General features: G+C 47.0%; 24 protein-coding genes. 22 read left to right on the plus strand and 2 right to left on the minus strand.

Annotated features, from left to right (window positions below; translation table 11 throughout):
- Positions 1-95: 95 nt before the first annotated feature.
- The 18 genes from NFS18_RS13375 to NFS18_RS13460 all read left to right on the plus strand — a co-directional run bounded on the left by NFS18_RS13375 (position 96) and on the right by NFS18_RS13460 (position 14,017).
- Positions 96-416: a hypothetical protein gene (locus NFS18_RS13375; protein ID WP_251390944.1), complete on the plus strand. Its 321-nt coding sequence runs from the start codon at positions 96-98 to the stop codon at positions 414-416.
- Entirely contained in the window at positions 401-655 is a 255-nt protein-coding gene (locus NFS18_RS13380) for a hypothetical protein (RefSeq protein ID WP_251390946.1), read from the plus strand. Before NFS18_RS13375 ends, NFS18_RS13380 begins: the two co-directional genes overlap by 16 nt.
- A gap of 182 nt (positions 656-837) precedes the next feature.
- Entirely contained in the window at positions 838-1,446 is a 609-nt protein-coding gene (locus tag NFS18_RS13385; protein WP_251390948.1) for an MT-A70 family methyltransferase, read from the plus strand.
- Positions 1,447-1,452: 6 nt separating this feature from the next.
- Positions 1,453-1,656, plus strand: coding sequence for a hypothetical protein (locus tag NFS18_RS13390; RefSeq protein WP_251390950.1), 204 nt, complete (start codon positions 1,453-1,455; stop codon positions 1,654-1,656).
- The gene (locus tag NFS18_RS13395; protein WP_251390952.1) at positions 1,631-3,853 is read left to right on the plus strand and encodes a type IV secretory system conjugative DNA transfer family protein; all 2,223 of its coding nucleotides are present in this window, start codon (positions 1,631-1,633) and stop codon (positions 3,851-3,853) included. Before NFS18_RS13390 ends, NFS18_RS13395 begins: the two co-directional genes overlap by 26 nt.
- Positions 3,850-4,821 (plus strand): replication-relaxation family protein, encoded by a 972-nt coding sequence (locus NFS18_RS13400; RefSeq protein WP_251390953.1) that lies wholly within the window; start codon positions 3,850-3,852, stop codon positions 4,819-4,821. The genes NFS18_RS13395 and NFS18_RS13400 overlap by 4 nt, the downstream gene beginning before the upstream one ends.
- Before the next feature lie 125 nt (positions 4,822-4,946).
- The gene (locus NFS18_RS13405; RefSeq protein WP_251390955.1) at positions 4,947-5,336 is read left to right on the plus strand and encodes a hypothetical protein; all 390 of its coding nucleotides are present in this window, start codon (positions 4,947-4,949) and stop codon (positions 5,334-5,336) included.
- Between the two features lie 147 nt (positions 5,337-5,483).
- On the plus strand, positions 5,484-6,776 hold the full coding sequence (gene dcm, locus NFS18_RS13410; RefSeq protein ID WP_251390957.1) for a DNA (cytosine-5-)-methyltransferase: 1,293 nt from the start codon (positions 5,484-5,486) through the stop codon (positions 6,774-6,776).
- Positions 6,773-7,165, plus strand: a complete 393-nt coding sequence (locus tag NFS18_RS13415; protein WP_251390959.1) for a hypothetical protein — start codon at positions 6,773-6,775, stop codon at positions 7,163-7,165. Before dcm ends, NFS18_RS13415 begins: the two co-directional genes overlap by 4 nt.
- A gap of 111 nt (positions 7,166-7,276) precedes the next feature.
- Positions 7,277-7,573, plus strand: coding sequence for a hypothetical protein (locus tag NFS18_RS13420; protein WP_251390961.1), 297 nt, complete (start codon positions 7,277-7,279; stop codon positions 7,571-7,573).
- A gap of 210 nt (positions 7,574-7,783) precedes the next feature.
- Positions 7,784-7,924: an SHOCT domain-containing protein gene (locus tag NFS18_RS13425; protein ID WP_251390963.1), complete on the plus strand. Its 141-nt coding sequence runs from the start codon at positions 7,784-7,786 to the stop codon at positions 7,922-7,924.
- Positions 7,925-8,118: 194 nt separating this feature from the next.
- The gene (locus NFS18_RS13430) at positions 8,119-9,078 is read left to right on the plus strand and encodes an amidoligase family protein (protein ID WP_251390965.1); all 960 of its coding nucleotides are present in this window, start codon (positions 8,119-8,121) and stop codon (positions 9,076-9,078) included.
- A complete protein-coding gene (locus NFS18_RS13435; RefSeq protein ID WP_251390967.1) occupies positions 9,071-9,583 on the plus strand; it encodes a gamma-glutamylcyclotransferase family protein in 513 nt (170 codons plus the stop codon). The genes NFS18_RS13430 and NFS18_RS13435 overlap by 8 nt, the downstream gene beginning before the upstream one ends.
- Positions 9,567-9,752 (plus strand): DUF5049 domain-containing protein, encoded by a 186-nt coding sequence (locus tag NFS18_RS13440; protein WP_251390969.1) that lies wholly within the window; start codon positions 9,567-9,569, stop codon positions 9,750-9,752. The genes NFS18_RS13435 and NFS18_RS13440 overlap by 17 nt, the downstream gene beginning before the upstream one ends.
- A gap of 100 nt (positions 9,753-9,852) precedes the next feature.
- Entirely contained in the window at positions 9,853-10,707 is an 855-nt protein-coding gene (locus NFS18_RS13445; protein WP_251390971.1) for a hypothetical protein, read from the plus strand.
- Positions 10,697-10,927: a DUF4314 domain-containing protein gene (locus tag NFS18_RS13450; protein WP_251390973.1), complete on the plus strand. Its 231-nt coding sequence runs from the start codon at positions 10,697-10,699 to the stop codon at positions 10,925-10,927. The genes NFS18_RS13445 and NFS18_RS13450 overlap by 11 nt, the downstream gene beginning before the upstream one ends.
- A gap of 145 nt (positions 10,928-11,072) precedes the next feature.
- On the plus strand, positions 11,073-12,434 hold the full coding sequence (locus NFS18_RS13455; RefSeq protein ID WP_251390974.1) for a recombinase family protein: 1,362 nt from the start codon (positions 11,073-11,075) through the stop codon (positions 12,432-12,434).
- A complete protein-coding gene (locus tag NFS18_RS13460) occupies positions 12,401-14,017 on the plus strand; it encodes a recombinase family protein (RefSeq protein ID WP_251390976.1) in 1,617 nt (538 codons plus the stop codon). The genes NFS18_RS13455 and NFS18_RS13460 overlap by 34 nt, the downstream gene beginning before the upstream one ends.
- A gap of 152 nt (positions 14,018-14,169) precedes the next feature.
- On the opposite strand, the gene NFS18_RS13465 is transcribed toward NFS18_RS13460, so the two are convergent.
- Complete coding sequence (locus NFS18_RS13465) at positions 14,170-14,493, minus strand: hypothetical protein (protein ID WP_251390979.1); 324 nt, start codon at positions 14,491-14,493, stop codon at positions 14,170-14,172.
- A gap of 27 nt (positions 14,494-14,520) precedes the next feature.
- Positions 14,521-15,471, minus strand: a complete 951-nt coding sequence (locus NFS18_RS13470) for a DUF1771 domain-containing protein (protein WP_251390981.1) — start codon at positions 15,469-15,471, stop codon at positions 14,521-14,523.
- 195 nt (positions 15,472-15,666) lie between these two features.
- On the opposite strand from NFS18_RS13470, the gene NFS18_RS13475 reads away from it, so the two are divergent.
- The 4 genes from NFS18_RS13475 to NFS18_RS13490 all read left to right on the plus strand — a co-directional run bounded on the left by NFS18_RS13475 (position 15,667) and on the right by NFS18_RS13490 (position 20,149).
- Positions 15,667-15,969, plus strand: coding sequence for a hypothetical protein (locus tag NFS18_RS13475; protein ID WP_251390984.1), 303 nt, complete (start codon positions 15,667-15,669; stop codon positions 15,967-15,969).
- A gap of 309 nt (positions 15,970-16,278) precedes the next feature.
- Positions 16,279-16,749, plus strand: a complete 471-nt coding sequence (locus NFS18_RS13480) for a LytR/AlgR family response regulator transcription factor (protein WP_251390992.1) — start codon at positions 16,279-16,281, stop codon at positions 16,747-16,749.
- A gap of 28 nt (positions 16,750-16,777) precedes the next feature.
- Positions 16,778-18,088, plus strand: a complete 1,311-nt coding sequence (locus NFS18_RS13485; protein WP_251390994.1) for a sensor histidine kinase — start codon at positions 16,778-16,780, stop codon at positions 18,086-18,088.
- A gap of 132 nt (positions 18,089-18,220) precedes the next feature.
- Positions 18,221-20,149 (plus strand): glycoside hydrolase family 2 protein, encoded by a 1,929-nt coding sequence (locus tag NFS18_RS13490; protein ID WP_251390996.1) that lies wholly within the window; start codon positions 18,221-18,223, stop codon positions 20,147-20,149.
- Positions 20,150-20,236 lie beyond the last annotated feature (87 nt).

Below are 20,236 nucleotides of genomic sequence, written 5' to 3' on the forward strand. Positions count from 1 at the left end.
TCATAAGCTGCTTTTATCGACACTAAGAACTCTGGCGCAGGACACTACAACTGAACTGCGCCAGCACCATCAAAAAATCACAAGGAGGACCTTCTATGAAATCACCAAATGTTGAGTTTGTAACTGAAGCATTCACTGGGGAAGTGGTAGACTCTCTCCCCACCAAACGTGGCATCGGAGGGCTGCTAGCACCCAAATCCACAAAACTGATGCTGGAAAATGCCATGCTGGAAGCCAGCCAAAACAGATGCCGGGCACTTTTAGCCAAGAATGCACTGGAGGACACCGGTGCGATGGCACTGGCGGTCGGGCGCCTTTCCCAGATGGCGCCAGCCGGCAAAGAATACTACCACAAGATCCTCAGGGCTTACGCTGAGACAACTGCCCAGCAGATAGAGAAATGGGGGCGGTATTAATGACAGAAGTCTTTATTTTGCTAATACTGAGCATTTGTCTGGCACTGTTGATTTTGTTCCTAATTCTCTGCTACAGCGACTACCGGCATCTTAAGCAGGAGAACAATCATTTTAACCGCATGGTAAAAGAGCAGTTTGAGATGAACTCCAACAGCCTGAACGCCTATGAAGCCATGATCCGGGAGGCTTGTCGGTCGTGGACGGAGGATGACAGCGGCGAAGAATATGAGGAAGAATAGGCCATTGTCAATAGCTGTAGTATTTTTCACGACGGCGTTTTTTGTTACGCCTTAATTGCCATTTGACCCCTGTTAAGGGGTGTCTAGTCGCTTTAAAAACTTTTATTTCTTATGTTTGGGGTCAGGGCTGCTTTGAGGTTCAATGGGCGTCAAAGCAACCAATCAAAGAAAGGACGATTTTTATGGAAGAAATTATCACTAACACGGAGGATAAAACACATCCTAACAAAAAGTACAAAACCATTTTGGCAGATCCGCCCTGGAGCCTGCATCAAAAAGGCCGACGGGGAGCCGCGATGCATTATGAACTGATGCCGCTGGAACGCATTAAAGCGATGCCAGTAGCGGACTTAGCGGAGGAAAATGCACATTTATATTTGTGGACACCTAATAACATAATCCCCGAAGCGCTTCAGGTCGTAAAGGCATGGGGATTCACCTATCGCAATATGCTGGTCTGGGGTAAGCCAAAACTCGGTTTAGGAACGTACGTTCGGACTTCTCATGAATCGTGTATCTTTGCTACACGTGGAAAAGCACCGGTCAAGTTCCACGCCCAGCCTTCATTCATGTTCTGCGCCCAACAGGATCACAGCCACAAACCCGAAGAACAGTTTGCGGTCATTCAGCGGCTTTCCGAGGGGCCATATTTAGAATTATTCGCAAGGCGACGCACGCCGGGCTGGGATGTATGGGGAAATGAGATTGATAGTGATATTGTCATTCCTGGATATCCTGTACCAAAATACAGTACAAAAGTTACTGACACAGAAAATGCGGAGGAGGTGTGATGATTATTGGAACCACCAAGGAACCTCATCACCCGGATACTGGAAGCCGCTTTTATGCTGGCGCTGGCCGCCTTCCTCATCAAAACCGCAGTCGGTTGGATTCTGGAAATCTGGCCAGTATTGTTCGCCATTGCCATGGTTATCGCCGTCATTATAGTAATTTACCGCATCTGGAAACACAAGCATGATAAAGATTTGGGACAATGGTAGAAAGCACAAGAAAAACAGGAAGGAGTGGGCATTCTTGAAGCATCAAATAGAAAATCTCTGCTGGAGAGAAATGTTCTGGCAGCGTCCATATAAGGTTGAGAACATATGGGAAATGCTCTCCCATCTTGCGGCATTATCACCACGAGGAGCCGTAATCTGGGAGGTACGCAGTAAAAACGGGCAGGTGAGTTATCTGCTCGGAGCCGCCGCCAGGTACATCAAAAACATTGAGGAAGCGGTTAAGGCGCATGGCGATATTCAGTTCCATGATGTCAACGAAGAAAAACGAGCCGTTATCGCTGTTGCCAGGCAGCTGAAGATTAACCATCCGACGCTTTCCCTCAAAACCGACATCACGGAGGCGGTGATCCGGGCAGGGCTGGCGGCACTGACCGAAGATAAAAGCGATGAAGAAACGGTGGTACAGATTGTACTGGGGCGGGCTTATGCCCCTTCCCCAGTACCAGCCAACCTCGCCGACCCAAATGCGACTTGGCTACAGATTCTACTCGGCGATGTGCAGAAAGCCTCGGCAGAAAGCCGTAAGACGGTCAGGGACAAAGCGGAGCAGCACACTTTCCAAGCCGTCATCCGTATCGGTATATCTGGAGAAAACACGGGTTTCCGGTTGCGCAGTATCATTAGCGCATTCAAAGTATTGGAAACAGCAGGTGTACGTATCCGGGAAGAACCCATAAAGCCTGCAGATATCAACACCGCCCATGTACCGTGGCATTTTCCATTGCAACTGTCAGTAAAGGAGTTAGCCAATTTTCTACTTCTCCCTGCCGGAGAGGAAGAACTGCCCGGAATGCCGGGATTACATCCCAAACTTACCTTACCGCCTCGCTGGTACCGTAGCCCGACCAACCAGAAGACTGACCGTAGTTTTGCTGTCAGTATGGATGCCATAAATCCGAAGCGGCTGAGTATTTCCCCAAGGGACGGTTTGGAGCATTGCCATCTGATTGGCCCGACTGGCAGCGGTAAGTCAACAGCCATGCTGCACCTGATTCTGGCAGATATTACGGCCGGAAGGAGCGTATTAGTTCTCGACCCGAAAGCTGACCTTGTAAACGACGTGCTAATGCGGATTCCGGAGGGACGTACCGGAGATGTGGTTATCATCGATCCGTCCGATTCCTGCCCCTGCGGCTTCAACCCGCTGGCGTTCAAGGAGTATGGCAACCCCTCGCTGATTGCGGATGCAATCCTCTCCGTGCTCAAAGAAATCTTTAGTGACTGTTGGGGGATTTATACCCAGGATGTCTTAACCGCCGCTCTTTTAACTTTGACGGATACAGAAAACGCTACACTTTTATGGTTACTGCCGCTGCTGACAGATGAGAATTTCCGGCGCAAAATCACCAGCAAGGTCAAAGACCGCATGGCGCTCAGGCCTTTCTGGGAACAGTTTGAGGCTCTGAGGGATACAGAGAAAAGGCAACAAATAAGCCCTGTCCTCAATAAGCTCAGACAGCTAACTTTGCGACCGGGTCTGAGGAACATACTTGGACAGGCAAAGCCAAAGTTTTCTCTGACAGACTTGTTCTACAAGCGAAAAATTGTCCTAATTCCGCTTAACAAAGGATTAACCGGAGGAGAATCGGCGAGATTGTTAGGAAGCCTGATTATCGGTTTGACTTGGATGTTGGCTTTATCACGAGCAGGCATTCCTGCCGAGAAACGCCACATTGTAGAAATCTACATTGACGAGTTGCAGGACTATTTGTCGTTACCAACTGATTTATCGGACGCTTTAGCACAGGCGAGAGGCTTAGGTGTGGAGCTGACACTAGCGCACCAATACCGCGACCAGTTACCAATAAACATCCGCTCCGGGATTGATGCGAACGCCAGGAACAAAATCGTCTTCGGGCTGAACAGTCGGGACGCCAAGGATATGGCGGCAATGGCGCCGGAACTTACCGCTGAAGATTTTATGGCTCTGCCCCGCTACCAGATTTATGCCTCATTCCAGTCCAGTGGCAGGAACACTGGCTGGATACAGGGTAAGACTTTACCGCCACCACCTACCTTGCGTGACGCCGCCGACCTTAAAGCAGAGAGCCAGGCCGCCTACGGTATCCCTGCAGAACAAATTGAAGAAGAATACCTCAGTATATTTACCACTAACAACACTGCTGCCGGGGAAAATCCCGGCGACACTAACATTGGAAGGAAGAAAAGACCATGACGAACCGACTGACGAATGGGGATAGGAAATCACAAGCGGAAACGCCCGAAACACCGGACTTTTCCCGCTACAAGGTATGCGATTCCTACTCCGTACCGGCTACGGACTCTCCCACCGCTGACGGCGCCCCTGATACTGGTAGCCACTCACCCCAGCGTGTATCCAGGAAGCAGCTGCAGGGACTGGACAGCCGTCTGGGGGAGCGCGACCGGGAGCTGCTCGGCGCAATACAGAAATATCGCTACCTGATGACCGGGCAGGTACAGCGGTTATTATTCACGGATGCCGCTAATTCCTCTGCCGGACTTCGGGCTGCCAGCCGTAACCTCAAAAAGCTACGCGGGCTTGGGCTGGTTGACAGCCTCTCGCGGAGGATTGGCGGTGTACGTGCCGGGTCGGGCTCCCTCATCTGGTATCTGACCCATGCTGGCGAACGTCTGCTCCGGCTTTATGATGAACGGGCATATCCGGCACGCAGGCACTTCGAGCCGTCCGCTTATTTCTTAGCCCACACTTTAGCCGTTGCAGAAACGGCGATCCGGCTAATAGAAGTCTGCCGAAAGCATGAGCCGGAAATCCTCTCCCTGCAGCTGGAGCCGGAATGCTGGCGGGCATACAGCAATGCCGGGGCGTCATGTTCCCTCAAGCCAGATTTATATGCGGCAACGGTAACTGAAGAATATGAAGACCGTTATTTTATCGAAGTCGACCTTGATACGGAATCGCCTGCCAAGATTATCGAGAAATGCCAGAAATACCATGCCTACTACCGTTCAGGATTGGAACAGGAAGAATCAGAAATGTTTCCGTTGACCGTTTGGATTGTACCAAGTGTGACCCGGAAAGAAAAACTCATCCGGCAGTTAAAGGGAGTGTTTGATAAACAGCCAAAACTATTTGCGGTGATTACCGGCGATGATCTGGAACACCTCATTTTGGAGGGAGGTGATAGGGAGATGCTGTGTTAGCCGTTTAAGCCCATCCCGCTTACATGCCCCAGCCCCCATTTTAGAGACTTGTGGTATGTAAGCGGGCAGGACTGGAAGACAGTGAAGCTGGGAAGCGATATTAGTCAATTTTAGGAAAGGAATCTATGACAGAAAAACATTTAGGGGATCAACTATCCACAAAAGAAGCGCGGGAAAAGACCATCTCAGAGGCAGTCCGTCTGGTCAACGCTGAGATCGAAGCCGTGAGAAAACGTCTAGAAGATATCTCCCAGACTGAAGAGGCAAGCCCTATTTTGGTCGAAGGAGAAACCTCTGCAGGGTATTTTGCCCAAATTATGGCAAGTCCCAGTGAGGTCGCGAAGATCATGCTTAAGTATGATTATCATTTCTGGAACATCTTAGAACAGGATGCGCCAGATAATATGTGGCTGGATATCGCCGAGATGGTCGGGCTGGAAAGCGTCTCCAGTGTGGATATAAGTTTGAAGCCAAAACATCAGAATGAAGATCAGCTTCATGAACACAAAAACTGAGTAACATCAACATTTCCGGCCTCATAGGGCTTTCCGACCTGTTCCGCTTACATACCCCAAGCCCCTAACAAACACGGAAATAAACCAATATGCCCCGCAAGGGGTACCAATCAAACCTGACAGTAATTTTAACCAAAGGAGTTGTAGATGATAAGATTTTTCGATATGTTCTCCGGCATCGGCGGCTTCCGGGCCGGATTAGAACGGGCGGGAGGCTTCGCCTGCATCGGCCACTGCGAGATTGACAAACACGCTGACCGGGCATACCGCGCCGTACATAATGTAAAGACAAGCGAGGTTTTTTATGAAGACGCAAGAACAATCAATCCAAGACAAATGCCAGACTTTGACCTCCTCTGCGGAGGATTCCCCTGCCAGTCATTTTCTATCGCTGGCAAAAGACGAGGCTTTGACGACACCCGAGGCACTCTCTTCTTTGAGGTTGCCCGGCTGGCTCGAGAAAAACGGCCTCCATATCTTCTCCTGGAAAACGTCCCAGGACTGCTATCGCATGACAAAGGCCGGACATTTGCGGCCATCCTCGATACGCTTTCTGAGCTACGGTATCATGTCGAATTCCAAGTGCTTAACAGCAAGGATTTTGGAGTCCCGCAGTCAAGACGCCGGGTGTACCTTGTCGGATATCTTAACCCCCGATGTGCCGGAAAGATACTACCTTTCCGAAGCACAAACCCGGAAACTCTTAAGCTCCTGATAAATGGCCGGCAGGATTCGCGGGTGTATGACCCATCCGGAATAGGAAAAACCCTGCTCGCTAAATCCGGCGGCTCAGGCGGCAGGACCGGGCTGTACGCGGTCGGCTATGACCGGAAAAACGGTATTACAAAAAAGCTGGACACAGCTTATACCCTGACGGCTGGGGATTTCCGGGGATTGAACCGCCGCCATACACAAAATGCCGTTTTGGAAACAGGCGGAGAAATGTCCGCCTGTGCAGTCCTGACCCCGGAGAAAGAAAAAGTGCGGCAGAATGGCAGGCGCATCAAGAATAAGGAAGAGCCGATGTTCACGCTCACTTCACAGGACCGCCACGGCGTACTGATGATCAAAGAAGCGACAAAATCTGGCTGCAAGGAGGCACATCCCGGCGACTCGGTAGATTTAGGCTTTGCCGCCCAGAATACCCGCCGGGGACGGGTGGGAAGCAAAATTGCGCACACGCTTGATACTGGCAGCTCGCAGGGCGTCGTTACACCATCCCTGAGAATCCGACGTCTTACGCCACGGGAATGTTTCCGGCTACAGGGGTTCTCGGAAACACAGATTGATAAACTGCTTTCCGTGGATTCTGATACCCAGGCCTACAAACAAGCTGGAAACGCTGTAACAGTAAATGTGGTGCACGCTCTCGGTCTCCGCCTTAAAACCGCACACGCGGCGGCTGTGGCGGCGACAGGGGCAGAAAAGGAGGCAGCATGATAGAAACAAAAACCAAACAGTCAATTATTATGCTTCGCCAGCAAGGGGAGTCATTTACGGAGATTGCAAAACTATTATCACTTTCTCCCAATACGGTAAAATCTATCTGCCATCGCAGCAACATGCATACTTTGCCTGTAGAAAAGACGGATTCTCATGTATGTAAAAATTGCGGAAGACCGCTTGTCCAGATTCCGGGTAAAAAACAAAAGACTTTCTGTTCTACGGGGTGCCGCACCGCATGGTGGAATAAAACCCGCAGCCGCAAGCCATACCGTTTAACCTGCTACTGCTGTGGCAAAGAGTTTATCAGTTTTGGCAATCGGCGAAAGAAGTTCTGTAGCCGGGAGTGTTACCGACTCAGTCGATACAGTAAGAATGTTCCCTAAACCCAATATCCGGGTTCTTAGCCCAGCTAAGGGGCAGGATGGAGCGTATGCATGGAAATGTATGATTGCCAATGCTAACTTAGACAGTAAATTTTAACCAAAAGGAAAATTATGAAGCCTATAGAGTCAATACATGAACTATATTCCGTATTAAACGATATCGAAGGACTTGAAGCAGAAGTCGCTGCATTCCTCAGCCTATACGGAGGCAAAGAATACGAACATACAAACCTAATCCATATGGGTGCACTTTTAAAATTTAAATCTGATAACGCAGATAGAATTTTATACGAAATCTACGAAGAACACAAAAGAAATGGTCGCTTAGAAACGGCATTAGAGGCAATGGAACTCCGCCTTCGTCTGAGCGACCTGGAAGACGAAATAATGCGTAAAAGTATGCACTAGGCAAAAATACTTTCTCTAATATCCTCTTATTTTGTCGGCCTTAGCTGTGCTAAGAACCCGGACTAATATTAACCTTAAGGAGACTTTTATGATTTTATCAGGAAAACAGCGGAGGCTGTCATGCTCCGCAAACACATTGTCGTATCGAAAACAAAAATCTTGCGGCCGGGAGTTTTACCGTCTCAGCCGCTACGGGGAGGGATTGCCGTAATGGATCAGATACAGTTCGAACAGATCAAACAGCACGGCGCGATGCTCGCCATCGCCAGCCGTCTCTATAAGTGCGGACTGATTACTAATGCGGAACACCGTAAAATCGCGGCGGAATTACAGAAAAATACCGTCCGATGACCGGTTCCTCATTAAAAATCAGCTTTGCACCAAATAAAAATACCACAGAAAAAAGTCTGGGAAAGGAGGAGTCTAAGAGAGAATAACAGGTAACAGGAAAATAAAGTAAACATTGCGGCATGATGCGCAGCCAGATTTGGGGCGCATCATGGATGCCCCCATTCTGTGCACAACCGCAGAAAAGGAGGGCAAAAATGTTTACCAATCAGTTCGGCCTGGAGGTCGAGTTTACCGGGATCACCCGGCAGGAGGCAGCGGAAACTGCCGCGCATTATTTGGGCGGCACAATCACTACTCCTGGAGATTACTATGACACCCAGACGGTGAAAGCGCCTGATGGGCGGATTTGGAAGTTTATGTATGACGGCAGTATCCACTGCCAGAAGAAGGATGGGCGCGGGACTGTTTCCACCAGCGGCAGTTACAGCGTAGAGTTAGTTACCCCTATCCTGCTCTACCGGAAAGATATTGACACCGTGCAGGCTTTGGCCAGAAGACTGAGAAAAGCCGGAGGATTTACCAATAAGTCCTGCGGGATCCATATCCATCTTGACGGTTCAAACCACACTGCCCGGAGCATCCGCAATTTTGTCAACATCATTGCGAGCCATAATGATTTATTTTACAAATCGTTACAGATTGCGCCGGAACGGATGCGCTACTGCAAGAAAATGGATGCGTATCTGGTGGAACGGATGAACCAGATCAAGCCAAAAACTCTTTCACAGATAGAGTCCATCTGGTACGAGAATTACACCGGCAACCGCAACGGCCATTACCATAACAGCCGCTATCACTTTCTCAATCTGCACAGTTTTTTCCATGGCAATCATACCGTGGAACTCAGGGGTTTCAACAGCACGCTCCATGCCGGGAAAATCCGCGCTTATATTGTACTGGCTCTGGCCCTTAACCATCAGGCATTGACGCAGAAAAGCGCCAGTTACCGCAAAGTCCAGGAAGAAAATGAGAAGTTTGCGATGCGGGTGTATCTTAACCGCATCGGGTTCATTGGTGATGAGTTCAAGAGCTGCCGGGAGCATCTGTACCAGCATTTAGACGGCAACGCCGCCTGGAGGTACGGTTCGCGGGAGAATGTCAGGAGCCATGTTGGAACCAGAAATACTGAAAATGGAGGACAAACACATGGGTAAAAGCAACCATCCAGAAAAAGACAGATTCTACATCGCCTACGGCTCCAATCTTAATCTGGGGCAGATGGCAAGACGCTGCCCAACGGCAGAAATCGTCCAGACCGCATATTTGCGGAACTACCGGCTGATGTTCCGGGGAAAAGGCACTGCCGTAGCCACGATCGAGAAACATAAAGGCAGCAAGGTGCCGGTACTGATCTGGCAGTTACAGCCAAATGATGAGCTCGCCCTTGATGCCTATGAGGGCTATCCCCATCTTTACCGCAAAGAAATGTTTAAAGTGACAGTAAGCGGAAAACGGATCAATGCCATGGTTTATATCATGAATGAAGCTCTGCATCCATATGACACGCCGTCCCGCAGCTACTTTGACACGATCCGGCAGGGTTATGAAGATTCTGGGTTTGACACTGAAATCCTGCGCCATGCCGTACTCAACTCAGTATGGGAAGGACGCCTGGCAGACAAATACGGAGGAGGTGACAAAGATGACAGAAACTGTTAAAGAACAGATTTTAGCGATCCGGGAAACCGCAGAAACTAATATGTTTGACGTGAGAACTGTGCAGGCGATTGCCAACCGCAGAGGGTTTTATGAGTTAGTAATTTATCTGGAAGAACACCGGAAGGAATATGCCAATTTTATTCTGACTGGCAGCACGGGAAACGAATAGCGCACACATTACGCTACATTATTTTGTAAAAACAAGACTTGCTGAAACCAGCAATCAGAGTGATAGATGTGTGTGTAATAAAAACGAAAGGAGTAAAAACATGAACTTCCAATATAATTACAATCTTCACAGCGGTGACAGGAAGCCGTTAATTGCGGCCATGAGTCAAATATTAGGCCTGCAGGCCGTATATCGGGGTGCGCCCAGTTTCGCCTATACGGTTGGGGATTATAACGTAGACCGGAATGGCGTACTGACATATAACAGCAATATCCATCCCGACTTTGCGGCAGTACTCGTTAACGATTTGCAGGAACGGGGATTTGTAGCGGAAAAGGTAGCTGTAGATAATATGGCAGAAGAATCTGCTACAGACGAAGCAATGGAAAATGTGGCAGAAAACGCGGCAACGGAAATTGCTGACGCACCCGATAAACTGACAATCGAGATTCCCGACACAGGGTTTACCCCGGAAGTACGGGAAAACCTGAAGAAAATCGTTGCCAGTAAGGAGACGCTGCTTAAGCAGGCTCTTGGGGCTGACAGCTTACCGATTGTTGAACTTGACGGCAAAATCGCTTTCCCATGGTTTACGCTTTGTGGGCTGGAGGGCGAAGCCGATGCCTACAGTCGCTTAATTACTGCTCTTTGCAATATGGCAAAGAACCAGAAGCGGGTGACAGCAACAGAAAGGCCGGTTGAGAATGCCAAGTATGGCATGCGGCTATTCTTAATCCGGCTGGGATTTATCGGTGACGAATATAAAACCGCCCGGAAAATCCTGCTCCGTAACCTCACTGGTAACAGCAGCTGGAAATCCGGTCATAAGCCGGAACGGTCAGGAAGAAACACGGCAAGTAATGAATCCGTTGAGCCCATTGCTGCTCTAACAGATGGGACATTAGAGGAATCCCCGGAAAACAAAAACGAAAGCGGTGAAGCATATGGCAAATAATAATTTCCCCGATGAACATACCGTGGATTTGGTACGGAAAATGTACCCTGCCGGCACACGGGTAGAACTCATCCAGATGGACGACCCATACAGCCGCCTTAAACCCGGCGACAAAGGCACAGTCCGTATGGTTGATGATACCGGGACGGTATTCGTTGACTGGGACTGCGGTTCTGGGCTCGGCATTGTCTATGGTGTCGACCGGGTGAGAAAACTGTAGCACATTAATGGGGGAGCCTCTGACGGGGCTCCCTGAATTTTACGGTGGGCATGCCACCGCAGCAGCCTTTTGTTAAAATCAACACTTGCTTTTCTATGCAAGGTGAGTGATAGATGTAACAGGGGATGCCGAAAATGGAGGTATTATGAGAGAAATAACAAAAATAGAGGGCAGGAACACGCAGCACGTCAAACGCAAACGTGTCGCAGCCTATGCGCGCGTATCGTCTGGCAAAGACGCACAGCTTCATTCTTTATCTGCCCAGATCAGCTACTACAATAATTATATTGGCAGACGGGGTGACTGGGAACTTGCTGGGATCTATGCGGACGGAGCCATGACTGGTACGAAAGAAAACCGCCCCGAGTTCCAGAGACTGCTGGCAGACTGCCGGGCTGGGAAGATTGATATAGTGATTGCCAAGTCCATCACCCGGCTGGCACGCAATACCGTGACGCTTTTGGAAACTGCCCGTGAGTTAAAATCGCTGGATGTTGACATTTACTTTGAGAAAGAAAATATCCATACCTTAAGTTCGGACGGCGAGCTGATGCTGACACTGTTGGCTTCATTTGCCCAGGAGGAAAGCCGTTCCGCCTCGGAGAATGTCAAATGGCGTATCCGCAAACAGTTTGAGAAAGGCTACTCCACTTATATAGATATGTACGGCTACCGTTTCCAAGGTAATACCCTGAAGATAGTCCCGGATGAGGCAGAAATCGTACGGCAGATTTTTGCAGACTACCTTTCCGGCATGGGAAAAACGGCCATAGCCAAAAAACTGAACCGCCAGAAAATCCCGGCTAAATCCGGGGGCCTGTGGCGCGGCACTACCGTCCATGACATGCTGGTCAATGAAAAATATACGGGCGACCTGATACTGCAGAAGTTTTACCGTGCAGACCATATTACAAAAAAGAATGTCAAAAACCATGGGGAGCGCCCCATGTATTATGTAGAGGACAGCCATGAAGCCATCATCGACAAGGCTACTTTTTCTGAAGTACAGGAAGAAGTAGCGCGGCGCAGGGGGAAAGTAGCCCCAAACAAAATGCCTTCGGAGCATCATTTGTTTACCGGCTTGGTCCGCTGCGGGCAGTGCGGCAGCACTTTTTACAGGAAGATCAGGAACAGGAACACTAAATATGCAAAACCCGTATGGACATGCCAGCTGTTTGACACCATTGGGAAAGAAGCCTGCCCGGCTAAGCAGATCCCGGAAAATATCCTGATTGCCAAAACTTCGGAGATGCTGGGGGCGGCTGACTGGAACCGGGAAATGCTGCTGAGGCGGGTTAGGGAGATCAAAGCCCTTCCGGATAACATTTTAATCTATATATTCCAAGATGGGCAGAGGAAGGAAACCCGCTGGCAGAACCCATCACGCCGGGAGAGCTGGACGCCCGAGATGAAACAGAAAGCGCGGGAGCGAGAGCTGGAAAGGATAAAACAGAAAAAAGAGGAGGAAAAGCAATGGCAGAATTTGCGCGGAAAGTCCGGAAGATAGAAAGCCGTGCCAGCCTGCGCCAAAATGCCGTCGATGCGGCGGTACGGCAAAAACGGCGCGTGGCGGCTTATGCCCGCGTATCCACCGACTCGGACGAACAATTGTCCAGTTATGAAGCGCAGGTGGACTTCTATACCCGGCACATCAAAAGCAATCCCGAATGGGAGTTTGCGGGCGTATATACGGACGAAGGCATCTCCGGCACGAATACCAAAAAACGCGAGGGGTTTAACCGGATGGTTGCGGATGCGCTGGACGGCAAGATTGACTTAATTCTTACCAAATCCATCAGTCGTTTCGCTCGCAATACAGTCGATACACTGACTACCGTCCGCAAACTGAAAGAGAAAAATGTGGAAGTATATTTTGAGAAAGAAAACATCTACACGCTGGATGCCAAAGGCGAGGTGATGATTACGATTATGAGCAGCCTGGCACAGGAGGAAAGCCGTTCTATCTCCGAGAATGTCACCTGGGGGATACGCAAAAGCATGGCGGACGGAAAGTTTTCCCTCGCCTATAAGCATTTTCTCGGTTATGAGAAAGGCGAGGACGGTCTCCCCAAAATCGTGGAAGATGAGGCTAAGATTGTCCGAGAAATTTACCGCCGGTTCTTGGAGGGGGAAACTGTGCGGATGATTGCCGATTATCTCACCAGCCAGGGTATCCCTACACCGATGGGTAAGGAAAAATGGAGCGTTTCCACGGTCATGAGCATCCTTACCAATGAGAAGTATAAAGGCGATGCCCTGCTCCAAAAAACCTATACTGCCGATTTTCTGACCAAGAAAAGTAAAAAGAACCACGGCGAAGTACCGCAATACTATATCAAAGATTCCCACCCGGCAATCATAGAACCGGCAACCTTTGATTTGGTACAGCAGGAAGTGGAGCGGCGGAAACCTAACAGGCGGCAGCTGCACCGGAGCAGCCCATTTACAGCCAAAATCATATGCGGAGAATGTGGCGGCTATTATGGCCGGAAGGTCTGGCACAGCAACAGTAAACACCGTAAATATATCTGGCGTTGTAACCAGAAATATGAAGCAGAAACAACATGTTCTACTCCCAATCTGAATGAGCCTGCCATTGAAGCGGCATTTGTGGAGGCGTTCAACCAAATGCTGGGTGATAAAGAACAATATATTGCCCGGTTTGAGGAAATGCTGCCACTATTGGCAGATACCACAAAGCTGGAAGTTCAGATGACGGAAGTTCAGGCCAAACATGATGAGCTGATGGATAATCTCCGCCGCTATATGGAGGAAAATACCCGTCAGATCCAAGACCAGGAAGAATACAACCGCCGATTCTCCGAGCTTGATGTAAAATGTAAAAAGGCTGAGGAGGAAATCGAGTCTATCAAAAAGGAGATTCTGGCACAATCAGGCAGGAAGGAGCAGATCCGCCACTGCCTGGATGAGTTGCGGGAATGCGGGGATATCCTGGAAGATTTTGACCTTGGTCTATGGAATTCTATGGTTGAGTCCATCACAGTCTGTACCGACAGAAAACTGGTATTCTTATTCCGGGACGGGACGGAAGTTGCGGTGCAGATGCCAGAAAAAACAAAAATTGGCTAAAACAACATAATAGCACTTTAACAATGCACAGTTTAGCTGTGAGTAACTTAATGAAAAAGCCTGCGGAGAGACTCTGTAGGCTTTTTATTAGTCTTAAAATCTTCGACTCTCAATCCAGGGATCGGTTTATTTAACTACAAAAAGACTCATGATTATTGGATTAGAAATACTGCATACCACGCACCATCGGAATAAACCATATAATCATCGCCATCACCTTCGCTGGACTCAGCATGCTTGAGCTTAAACCACTTTGCTACTTCAAGATTCTGGTTCATACTCAGGTTTTGTGCTTCAATATAAGACTCACTCATGTAATCGCGCGCCCAAACACCAAAGTGATGCCCCTGCTCATCGTGCAACAAATAAAGTCTTTCATCTGGTCCTGCTTCTATAGCACGATCCAACCTCAACTTCGGTATCTCAAATTGATTAAGGATAAAATCTAGTTCTGACTGGTTTTTCATCGGCATCATATTACCATTATTATACTATAATCCTAATCATATTTTGGTGTGATCAGGGTGCTCCTTACGGTCATCAATAAGATAATCGTCATGCTCTTGAAATTGATCACGGTAATAGACGACATTATCATCAGAATCAATAACTATATGCCCATGAAATAGTCCGTCACCCTCGCGATTAAAACCGCCGAAAAAAACATCCGTTTTGCCGGATCCATCATGACGTTCCTTGATTTTGGCAGCATGACCATCAAAAAAACCTGTTGCTGGCACAAGAGCAGACTCAACTTTTTTAATTTTTGCTTCTTTCTGTTCTCTGTTTGAAGCCTTGGCAGCCATGTATCTTCTGTGTTTTTGCTTATATTCTTCATTGAGTGTCTCAAACTCAGAATGTAAGCGTTCACGTTCGTCTTTGGCAGATTTGAATTTTGCTTCTATCAACTTATGTGCCGATTTAGCATTCTCGAACTTATTTTTAGCACTGTTGAATCCCGAAGAATCTGTTTTACTGCCATACGCTTCAGCATGAGCCCTGGCATCCTTTACTTCCTGGCCTAAGCGGCTAATCTGGGCATTGACACTTTTAAGCTGAGCCTGGTAATCTTTTCCTTCATTTGAATAGATTTTAGCATCGGATTTATTTCCATAATTGTAAGCATCCGATGCACGCCCAAAGGCGTTTGACATATTATTGTAAAGAGAATCTGCTTGTGCTTTTAGGTAACTTATCTGAGAATTGTTATTGTCGCGGATGCGTTTATATTCGCTCCAGACACTATCATTGTCTCTACGGGCGTATTGGCGTTCATCATAAGCCTGGTTCATCTCATTTCTTGCAATAGTTACTTGATCCCATGCCGCTTGCTGTTCCTTATATGCTGCATCCGTTCGATTTTTAGCTTCTTGATATCGCTTGTAAGCCTCCTGTTTTCTATGAAATGCGGCTTCCTCTTCTGATTTTAGCCTATCTAATTCACTGCTCCCCATCGTTCATTGCACCAGCCTTCCTGGAAATATAAATGTACAAGATCATTGTTTATCGGTATTAGAATAACATAGTATGGCAAAATAAGCAAACGTATGTGACTATAGAGTAAAAATTAAAATCAAAGGCGGCAAGCAGAATATGGCAGAACTGCTACAAAAATGCACAATAAAGCATAAAGGAAAAAGCACTTTTCTTTGAACAAAAGAATCCCGATGCCAGAAAACTCTCAGCCGAACTGGTACGACTGGAGCATGGAACATTGGGGAACAAAATGGGATGCGATGGACAGTGAAATAATTATGCTAAGTGACGAAAAAGCAAGCATATCTTTTGTTACCGCGTGGGATTGCCCATTTACCGCTTTGAAGGAAATATCAAAATGTTCCCAGAACTTACATTCGAGGGTGAGCATGCCGAAGAGTTTATCCCTGCAAACTGCGGGAAGTTCCATCTTAAAAATGACATACTTAAAAATACAAAAATGGATGGTGACGTAGACTTTGCCTGCAGCATCTGAGGCTACGATCCTGAGGATTGGAAGCAGGATTGCTAAAACCATATATACCACAATAAAAAGAGCAGCCTCTACTACAACTACGGAAGGCCGCTCTTTTTTGCATAAAACATTCGGGACCTATATGTTATTTATTTTGTCATGCGATGATATATGCTTGGTGCAAGTGGGTGCATTTTGCTGATGGGCGCTTATCCGTGACTTGCAATCGTGTAACGCCTTGGTGCAAAGGTTTTACAGTGTATCATCCGTGACGTCTACACACAGGGAAATGGATGAAGAGGTTGTGATTATGTTTATCACAAATATGGCTCAGTATGCTCTTTTCGGATATTCTGTGGGTGCACTTGATTTTGTGATGAAACCCGTCAATTACTATACATTTGCAATGAAAGTGCGCCGTGTACTGAAACGTGTGCAGAAGAAAGAATCTGCGCAGAGAGTGGTGGTATTGAATCTGACAGATGGATTAAAGAAAATAGAAACAAAACAGATTTATTTTGTGGAAATCCAGAACAGACTGTTGCATTACTATACAACAGAAGGGGAATATGTTGTAAAAGGGACGATGCAGAGTGCAGAGAAAATGCTGGAAGCAGATACCTTTCTAAAATGCAATCACTGGTATCTGGTGAATCTTCGGCATGTAAAAGAAGTAAAGAAGAATATCGTGGTTGTAGGAACGCATGAGTTGGAGATCAGCCGGAGAAATAAAACCATGTTTCTGAAAGCGTTGACAGATTATCTGGGAGAGAATATATGAATGTAAACAGCAGTAGAGAGGAAACACTATGATAAATATAATTGACTGGTTGCGCTTCTGGGTGTTTCAGTGTTGTTTCTGGTCTTCCGGAGCAGTGTTCGCGTATCCACTGGAAAAGAGGAAAAATTTTAAGTTAAAAATGCTCGGCTTTACCGGAATCATTCTGGTCTATTCTTTGCTGTTTCAATTTATCTTCTGGAACGGAACGGTGGAAGTAGAGTTCGTTTTCCGGATCATCAGTAGTTTTCTGATGGTTCTGTTTTTGTATGCCGGATGGGAATCCAATTTTTCCACTGCGGTTTATAATGCGGTCTGGGCAATTGTTCTGTGGCAGCTCTTGACGGAAGTGTGGACGGTGATAGAATTTCTGGGAGGATCATTTTTCGAAACATATCCTTATATGGTGCCGATGGGAATGATCCTGCTTTTTGTGGTGAATGATATGATTGTGGCGAAGACGATCGGAAAATGGATGCCGATCGACAGACGTATGATCGGACCAAGACAGCTTACATCGGCGGTGTTGATCTTTGTAATCATAGAAATTCTCGCCATGTCGGCAGAACTGCGGCATATTTCTGATTACAGCAGTGAGTGGAAGGTGCTCTATATTTCACAGATCCTTTTGATTGTGATCCTCTATATGCAGAATGAGCTGTTCAAAAAGAGTGTGATGAGGCAGGAGCTGGAGATTATGAACCTTCTCTGGAAGAACAAGCAGGAGCAGTATGAGTTGACGAAAGAAAATATTGCACTGATCAATCAGAAATGCCATGACCTGAAACATCAGATCCGTGCGCTTCGGAAATTGGAAAAAGTAGAATTTGATAAATACTTAGGTGAAATTGAGGATTCTGTCCGAATTTATGAGGCAATCGTAAAGACCGGAAATGATGTATTTGACACGGTTTTGACGGAGAAGGGCTTATACTGCAAAGACAGGGAGATTCAGGTTTCCTGTGTGGCAGATGGAAGTCAGATGGGTTTTATAGAAACAATTGATCTCTACGCTATCCTTGGGAATGCAATGGATAATGCGATTGAAGCGGTAGAAAAATTTGCGGAAGCAGAGAAACGTCAGATTGATGTCATGATCTGCCGGCAGCAGAATTTTCTGGTAATGAACTTTATCAATCCGGTAGCGGAGCAGCTGGTTTATGAAGACGGACTGCCGGTCAGCACCAAGGGAGACCGGGAATATCACGGGTTTGGTCTTCGGAGTATGAGACATTTTGTAAAAAAATATGAGGGATTTTTGAATATCAGCGAAGAAGATGGATGTTTTTGGCTGAAAATTATGATTCCAATTCCACAGGGATCGATAAAAAGCGCCACTTAGGCGCTTTTTTTGACCACTTAGGTTGTGGAGAGTTGTGTTCTTTGGTAAATATGACTATAATACAAAGATATAAAGAATAAAAAATAACAAAATTTACCAATCTATAAGGAGGCGTAAGGGCGGGCTTAAGAAATGAGAAGAGTTGAAAAAATTATGAAGGGCTGGAGTTTTACCGGCAAAAGTGGAATGAGGGAGCCGGTAGAGCTTCCGCACACATGGAATGGAAAAGACGGACAGGACGGAGGGGATGACTATTTCCGTGCCGCCTGTACCTATGACTGCATGGTGAAGAGACCGGAATATGCAGCAGATGAGAGGGTTTATCTTCAGTTCCATGGAGTAAATGCCAGTGCAACGGTCATTCTGAATGATCAGGTAATATGCCGAAGGGACGGCGGATATGCCACATTTCGCATGGATGTCACAGATGTTCTTCAGGATGAGAACAGGCTGAAAGTAGAGGTAGATAACAGTGTAAATGACCGCGTGTATCCACAGAAGGCAGACTTTACTTTCTATGGAGGAATTTATCGGGATGTAGAATTACTGATTGTGCCGGAAGGACATTTTGATCTGGATTATTTCGGCGGTCCGGGTATGAAATATACCACAGAAGTTTTCGGGAAAAATGCGAAGATACATGTCACTTCTTATGTAAATGAAGCAGCAGAGAGAGCAGGAGCGGTCACAAAGATCACGCTTCTGAATGCCGAAGGCAATCAAGTGGCACAGGCCGAAGGAAATGATACAACCTTAGAAGTGTCAGATGTACATCTTTGGGATGGATTGGAAGATCCATATTTGTATGTGTTGAAAGCAGAACTTGTGAAGGATGGAATTGTAGTGGATGAGATTACCTGTAATTGTGGAGTCCGCTATTTTGAGTTCAGTCCGAAGGACGGGTTTCATTTGAATGGAAGACCTTATCCGCTCCATGGGGTATCCCGTCATCAGGATTACAGAGATCTTGGAAATGCGATCTCAAAGGCAGAGCATGACCGGGATATGGAACTGATCCGTGAAGTGGGTGCAAATACGATCCGGCTTGCGCATTACCAGCATGACCAGTATTTTTATGATTTGTGTGATAAGTACGGCATGATCGTATGGGCAGAGATTCCATATATTTCAGAACATCTGGCAAATGGGAACGAAAATACCATTTTACAGATGACAGAACTGATTATTCAGAACTATAACCACCCATGTATCGTGACATGGGGGGTTTCTAATGAAATTACAATCTCAGGAAAGAAATTAAAGAAACAGATGCTGGCAAACCATCATGTATTAAATAATCTCTGCCATGAGATGGATGCGGAAAGACCGACGACACTGGCGTGTTTTGCGATGTGCCCGCACTGGCATCCGGTGGCACACATTACCGATCTGGTAGGATGGAATCTGTACCTTGGATGGTATGTACCATTTTTTTGGCTGAATGATCTCTGGATCAGATTCTGGCATTTCTTATATCCAGACAGACGATTGTGCTATTCCGAGTATGGTGCAGAAGGTATGCCGAATCTTCACAGCGCAAAACCGAAACGGGGAGATAATACCGAAGAATATCAGTGTAAATATCATGAATATATGCTGGAATGTTTCAAACGTTTTCCATATATGTGGGCAACTTATTACTGGAACATGTTTGATTTTGCGGCAGATGCAAGAAATCAGGGCGGTGAGCCCGGCATGAATCACAAAGGTATGATTACGTTTGACCGTAAACTGAAAAAGGATGTATTTTATCTTTACAAGGCATATTGGACAAAAGATCCGTTCATTTATCTTGCGGGAAAACGTTATGAATACCGGGCAGAGACAACGACAGAAATTACAGTGTACTCTAACTTAAATGAAGTATCACTTTATAATAACGGCAAACTGGTCGGAACAAAGAAAGGCGAAAAGGTCTTCAAATTCCAAATGACTATGGAGGCTGAAAATAAGTTGGAGGCAAAATCCGGGGAATGGGAAGACAGCACTGTGATTTATAAAACAGATCAGCCGCAACCAGAATATAAGATGGCAAAAGGTGACAGTTCGAACTGGATGTAGTTGATCATTCGTAACAGTTCAGCCCAGGACTTTGCACTGGCTGCAAAGTCCGTGAAATAACGTATAGGTAGAGATGCATCAAGCCAC

The sequence above is a fragment of the Mediterraneibacter agrestimuris genome (genome assembly GCF_943193195.1).
Lineage (GTDB): Bacteria > Bacillota > Clostridia > Lachnospirales > Lachnospiraceae > Schaedlerella > Schaedlerella agrestimuris.

Coding starts and splice junctions, on each gene's coding strand:
- NFS18_RS13425 (WP_251390963.1), top strand. CDS start 7,784: ATGGATCAGATACAGTTCGAACAGATCAAACAGCACGGCGCGATGCTC.
- NFS18_RS13430 (WP_251390965.1), top strand. CDS start 8,119: ATGTTTACCAATCAGTTCGGCCTGGAGGTCGAGTTTACCGGGATCACC.
- NFS18_RS13395 (WP_251390952.1), top strand. CDS start 1,631: ATGATAAAGATTTGGGACAATGGTAGAAAGCACAAGAAAAACAGGAAG.
- NFS18_RS13440 (WP_251390969.1), top strand. CDS start 9,567: ATGACAGAAACTGTTAAAGAACAGATTTTAGCGATCCGGGAAACCGCA.
- NFS18_RS13385 (WP_251390948.1), top strand. CDS start 838: ATGGAAGAAATTATCACTAACACGGAGGATAAAACACATCCTAACAAA.
- NFS18_RS13450 (WP_251390973.1), top strand. CDS start 10,697: ATGGCAAATAATAATTTCCCCGATGAACATACCGTGGATTTGGTACGG.
- NFS18_RS13445 (WP_251390971.1), top strand. CDS start 9,853: ATGAACTTCCAATATAATTACAATCTTCACAGCGGTGACAGGAAGCCG.
- NFS18_RS13415 (WP_251390959.1), top strand. CDS start 6,773: ATGATAGAAACAAAAACCAAACAGTCAATTATTATGCTTCGCCAGCAA.
- NFS18_RS13375 (WP_251390944.1), top strand. CDS start 96: ATGAAATCACCAAATGTTGAGTTTGTAACTGAAGCATTCACTGGGGAA.
- NFS18_RS13485 (WP_251390994.1), top strand. CDS start 16,778: ATGATAAATATAATTGACTGGTTGCGCTTCTGGGTGTTTCAGTGTTGT.
- NFS18_RS13435 (WP_251390967.1), top strand. CDS start 9,071: ATGGGTAAAAGCAACCATCCAGAAAAAGACAGATTCTACATCGCCTAC.
- dcm (WP_251390957.1), top strand. CDS start 5,484: ATGATAAGATTTTTCGATATGTTCTCCGGCATCGGCGGCTTCCGGGCC.
- NFS18_RS13465 (WP_251390979.1), bottom strand. CDS start 14,493: ATGATGCCGATGAAAAACCAGTCAGAACTAGATTTTATCCTTAATCAA.
- NFS18_RS13455 (WP_251390974.1), top strand. CDS start 11,073: ATGAGAGAAATAACAAAAATAGAGGGCAGGAACACGCAGCACGTCAAA.
- NFS18_RS13405 (WP_251390955.1), top strand. CDS start 4,947: ATGACAGAAAAACATTTAGGGGATCAACTATCCACAAAAGAAGCGCGG.
- NFS18_RS13490 (WP_251390996.1), top strand. CDS start 18,221: ATGAGAAGAGTTGAAAAAATTATGAAGGGCTGGAGTTTTACCGGCAAA.
- NFS18_RS13470 (WP_251390981.1), bottom strand. CDS start 15,471: ATGGGGAGCAGTGAATTAGATAGGCTAAAATCAGAAGAGGAAGCCGCA.
- NFS18_RS13420 (WP_251390961.1), top strand. CDS start 7,277: ATGAAGCCTATAGAGTCAATACATGAACTATATTCCGTATTAAACGAT.
- NFS18_RS13460 (WP_251390976.1), top strand. CDS start 12,401: ATGGCAGAATTTGCGCGGAAAGTCCGGAAGATAGAAAGCCGTGCCAGC.
- NFS18_RS13400 (WP_251390953.1), top strand. CDS start 3,850: ATGACGAACCGACTGACGAATGGGGATAGGAAATCACAAGCGGAAACG.
- NFS18_RS13380 (WP_251390946.1), top strand. CDS start 401: ATGGGGGCGGTATTAATGACAGAAGTCTTTATTTTGCTAATACTGAGC.
- NFS18_RS13480 (WP_251390992.1), top strand. CDS start 16,279: ATGTTTATCACAAATATGGCTCAGTATGCTCTTTTCGGATATTCTGTG.